Here is a 3,953-nt window from a genome sequence, read left to right as displayed (position 1 = left end):
AGATCGTCGCCATCGCCGATGCGGCGGGACTGGAGGTGATCTGCCACGCGGGCATGAACACGCCCTATGGCCAGCACCTCACCATCGCCTCGCCGAACAGCCGCTGGGGCGAGTTCTTCGTCGGCGGGGCCCCGGGCCAGCCGCTCAGGCAAACCAACAACTATCCGGGCATGGCCGTGCCGCAGGACGGCTTTGTGGTGGTGAGCGACGCGCCGGGCTTCGGCCACGGCCACAGCCTCGATTCGATCGCGGCCATGACGCTGTAGGCGCCTCGGGACCCCGGATTGTAACCCCGGTCAGCCCGCGACGGCGCCCGGACCGGGAACGGCGCCCGGCGGCACCTTGCCCATGATGATCATGCCGAGCGCCTCGTCCTTGGTGACATCGGCGGTGCGCGCGGTGCCGACCACCTGGCCGTTCTTCATCACCACCATGCGATCGGCGAGATCGAAGACATCGTGGATGTCGTGGCTGATGAGGAAGATGCCGATGCCATCCGACTTGAGCTGCTTGATCAGGTCGCCGACCTGGGCGGTTTCCTGCGGCCCGAGCGCGGCGGTCGGCTCGTCCATGATCAGGATACGGGCATTGAAGTGGATGGCCCGCGCGATCGCCACCGATTGCCGCTGGCCGCCCGAGAGCGACTTCACCGGCTCGGTGAAGCGCCGGAAGTTCGGATTGAGCTTGCCCATCACCTGGCGGCAGGCGGCCTCCATGGCGATGTCGTCGAGCGTCCCCCAGCGCGTCCGCAGTTCGCGCCCGAGATAGAGGTTGGCGGCGGCATCGACATTGTCGGCGAGCGCCAGCGTCTGGTAGATGGTCTCGATGCCGAACGCCTTGGCATCGCGCGGATTGTTGATCTCGACGTCGCGCCCGTCGATCCGGATGGTGCCCGAATCGCGCTGGTAGGCGCCCGAGAGGATCTTGATCAGGGTAGACTTGCCGGCGCCATTGTGGCCGAGCAGCCCGACCACCTCCCCCGGATAGAGATCGACACTCGCATGGTCGACGGCCTTGATGCCGCCGAAGGCAATCGACACATCGCGCATCTCGACGAGCGGGGTGCCGCGCGAACCGCTATTGGCGGAAGCCGTCTGGGTGGTCATCTCTGCCTCCTATTTCGCCCGCCGCCGGTAGACCTGGTCGACGAACACCGCCAGCACGAGGACCAGACCGACGACGATGTCGGTGAAGGCGGAGTCGGCGTTGAGCAGCGCCATGCCCGACTGCAGCGACTGCATCAGCAGCGCGCCGACGATGGCGCCGTAGATGGTACCGATGCCGCCGGCCAGCGAGGTGCCGCCGATCACCGCCGCCGCGATCACGTAGAGCTCGTTGAGCGTGCCCAGCGAGGTCGTCGCGGCGTCCAGCCGCGCCGAGGCGATGATCGCCGAGACGCCGACCAGCGCCCCCATCAGGGTGAACACCAGGACGGTCAGTCGCTTGGTGTTGATGCCGGCGAGTTCGGCCGCCTCGGGATTGCCGCCGGTGGCGAAGATGTAGCGGCCGAAGCGGGTGCGCCGGGCAACGAAGGTCATGATCAGCCCGACGGCGAGCATGATCAGCACCGGTATGGGATAGCCGGTCTGGAAGGTCAGGCCATCGAGGCAGGTCACCACCTTGTCCGCCGCCTGGCAGATGGCGAGCCCCGCCCTGTCCTCCACCCCGGGCGGGATGGGAATGCCGTTGTCCAGCGCGAAGCGCTCGGCGACGCGGGGGGGATAGAGATAGGAATTGACCACCGCGGTGGTGCCGAGCACCGCAGCGCAGCCGACCACGACGCTGAGCACCTCGGCCCACACCGGCTTGGGTGTGAAGCCGAACTTCTGGCGCCGGCGCCGGCCGCTGACCACGGCGATGCCGATGGCGACACAGGCGACGGCGGCCAGCATCCAGCTCCAGAACGGGCCGATCGAGGCCAGCGGGCCATTGCCGCCGATCAGCTTGAACGTCTTGTCCATCGGCGCGACCGTGACGCCGCTGGCGATCAGGAAGGCGGCGCCGCGATAGGCGATCAGGCCGCCCAGCGTGACGATGAAGCTCGGAATCTGGCCGTAGGCGATGAGCGCTCCGTTGAACAGCCCGATGGCGGCCCCCGCGGCGATGGCGAACACCACGGCGATGATCCAGATCGACGGGTGGCCGACGCCGAGCAGCGGGCCCAGGTTGAAGACCTGCAGGACGCCCGTCGCCACCGCCACGATGCTCAGCATCGAGCCCACCGAAAGGTCGATCTGGCGCAGCACGATGACCAGCACCATGCCGGTGGTCATCACCGCGATCACCGAGGTCTGCACCAGCAGGATCCAGAGGTTTCGCGAGGTCAGGAAGGAGCCGCCGAACAGGCCACCGCTGCCGGGGCGCAGCATGCCGCTGAGGATGTCGAAACCGACCCAGATGACGGCCATTGCGACCAGCATGCCCAGCATGCGGGTGTCGATCTCGGCGGCACGCACCAGGCGACGGAACGGACCCTCGCTGCTGGTGGACGGACCGCCGATATTGCCTTGCACTGCCATGCCCCCACCCTCGGCCGATCATTGCGGCCGCCCCTCCGGTAAACGATCTCGCATCGCCCGGACGATTTCAACTCCCGTCGGCAGGCGGCAGACCGCCCACCGGCATCAAAAAAGGCCGCGCCACCCTCGTTCTGGCGGCGCGGCCGGCAATGTGTCGGGTCAGCTCCGACCGATCAGTTGCAGGCGGCTACCGTTCCGGCGGCGACACCGGCACAGGCCTGCTCCTTGGTGATGTGACCGGCATCGATCGCCAGCTGGATGTTGTCCTTGGTGATCGGCGTCGGGGCGAGCAGGATGGCGTTCATCTCGACGCCCTTCTTGCCGCCGCTGAACTTGGCGACGCCGTCGATGGTGGTCGGGTCGGCGCCATCGGCAAGCGCCAGCGCGGCGTTGGCGGCAACGGTGCCCAGATCGATCGAGTTCTTCCAGATCGACACCAGCTGGGTGCCCAGCGCCACGCGGTTGATGGCGGCGAGGTCGCCGTCCTGGCCGGTGACCGGAACCGTGCCGGCCAGACCCTGGGCGTCGAGCGCCGCGACGACGCCCGAAGCCATGCCGTCATTCTCGGACAACACGGCATCGACGCCGTTATTGGTCGAGGTCAGGCACTGCTCCATGTTCTTCTGGGCATTGTCCGGCTTCCAGCCGTCGGTGAAGGTCTCGCACACGTTGGTGACCTTGCCCGAGTCCATGGCCTCCTTGAGGACTTCCATCTGGCCCTGGAACAGGAAGGTAGCGTTCGGATCACCCTTGTCGCCCTTGATGAAGGCGTAGCGGCCCTCGGGCTTCACCTTCAGCATCTCCTGCGCCATGATGCGGCCGACGCCGACATTGTCGAAGGTGATGTAGAGGGCGCTCGGATCCTCGAACTGCACGTCGTAGGCGATCGACTTGATGCCGGCATCGTTGATCTTCTGGATCGACGGCAGGATCGCGTCGGAGTCGAAGGCCACGACGAGGATCACGTCCGGCTTCTGCGAGATCAGGCTTTCGATGTCGGCGGCCTGCTTCTGGGCGGAGCCCTGAGCATCGGTCGACAGGTAGGTATTGCCGGCGCCCTCGACGACGGCCTTGATCGCCGCCTCGTCGATCTTCCAGCGCTCTTCCTGGAATGTCTTCCAGGACACGGCGATGGTCTTGCCGGCGGCCAGCACGGCGGTCGGTGCAAAGGCAACGATGGCCGCCCCCGCGAGCAGGGTCAGTGTCTTGATCTTCAAGGTACAGTCCTCCCAAACTGAAGATGGTGCCGCGACAACCTGCGGTACGTGCAGCAGCGCCATACGACTTTAGTAGGCAGAGTGCCGCGTCAAAGTCAAATCCGTCGTGCCGGACGCCAGCTGGCGCCGCTTCGGCGGGTCAGTCGCGGGCCGGCGACCAGGGCTGCACGCCCGCGTCCCGATCGATGACGACGAAGCCATTGGCCGGCACCGAAAG

Annotated in this window: 4 protein-coding genes; 1 reads left to right on the top strand and 3 read right to left on the bottom strand. The window is 66.8% G+C overall.

The window, feature by feature from the left end; all coding sequences use genetic code 11:
• Positions 1 to 266: enolase C-terminal domain-like protein (locus tag ACE3TU_RS19835; protein ID WP_374627383.1), on the top strand; the 266-nt coding region annotated here is incomplete at its 5' end.
• Positions 267 to 296: 30 nt separating this feature from the next.
• On the opposite strand, the gene ACE3TU_RS19830 is transcribed toward ACE3TU_RS19835, so the two are convergent.
• The 3 genes from ACE3TU_RS19830 to ACE3TU_RS19820 all read right to left on the bottom strand — a co-directional run bounded on the left by ACE3TU_RS19830 (position 297) and on the right by ACE3TU_RS19820 (position 3,736).
• Positions 297 to 1,106 (bottom strand): ATP-binding cassette domain-containing protein, encoded by an 810-nt coding sequence (locus ACE3TU_RS19830; protein WP_374627381.1) that lies wholly within the window; start codon positions 1,104 to 1,106, stop codon positions 297 to 299.
• A gap of 9 nt (positions 1,107 to 1,115) precedes the next feature.
• Complete coding sequence (locus tag ACE3TU_RS19825) at positions 1,116 to 2,519, bottom strand: sugar ABC transporter permease (RefSeq protein WP_374627379.1); 1,404 nt, start codon at positions 2,517 to 2,519, stop codon at positions 1,116 to 1,118.
• A gap of 173 nt (positions 2,520 to 2,692) precedes the next feature.
• Positions 2,693 to 3,736, bottom strand: coding sequence for a substrate-binding domain-containing protein (locus ACE3TU_RS19820; RefSeq protein ID WP_374627377.1), 1,044 nt, complete (start codon positions 3,734 to 3,736; stop codon positions 2,693 to 2,695).
• Between the last annotated feature and the right edge of the window lie 217 nt (positions 3,737 to 3,953).

Origin of the sequence: Devosia sp. (assembly GCF_041917035.1) — a bacterium.
Lineage (GTDB): Bacteria > Pseudomonadota > Alphaproteobacteria > Rhizobiales > Devosiaceae > Devosia_A.
This window is presented reverse-complemented; position numbering and strand designations above follow the sequence as displayed.

Bases quoted from the DNA above. Each gene is read 5' to 3' on its own strand.
- ACE3TU_RS19830 (WP_374627381.1), bottom strand. From the start codon at position 1,106: ATGACCACCCAGACGGCTTCCGCCAATAGCGGTTCGCGCGGCACCCCG.
- ACE3TU_RS19825 (WP_374627379.1), bottom strand. From the start codon at position 2,519: ATGGCAGTGCAAGGCAATATCGGCGGTCCGTCCACCAGCAGCGAGGGT.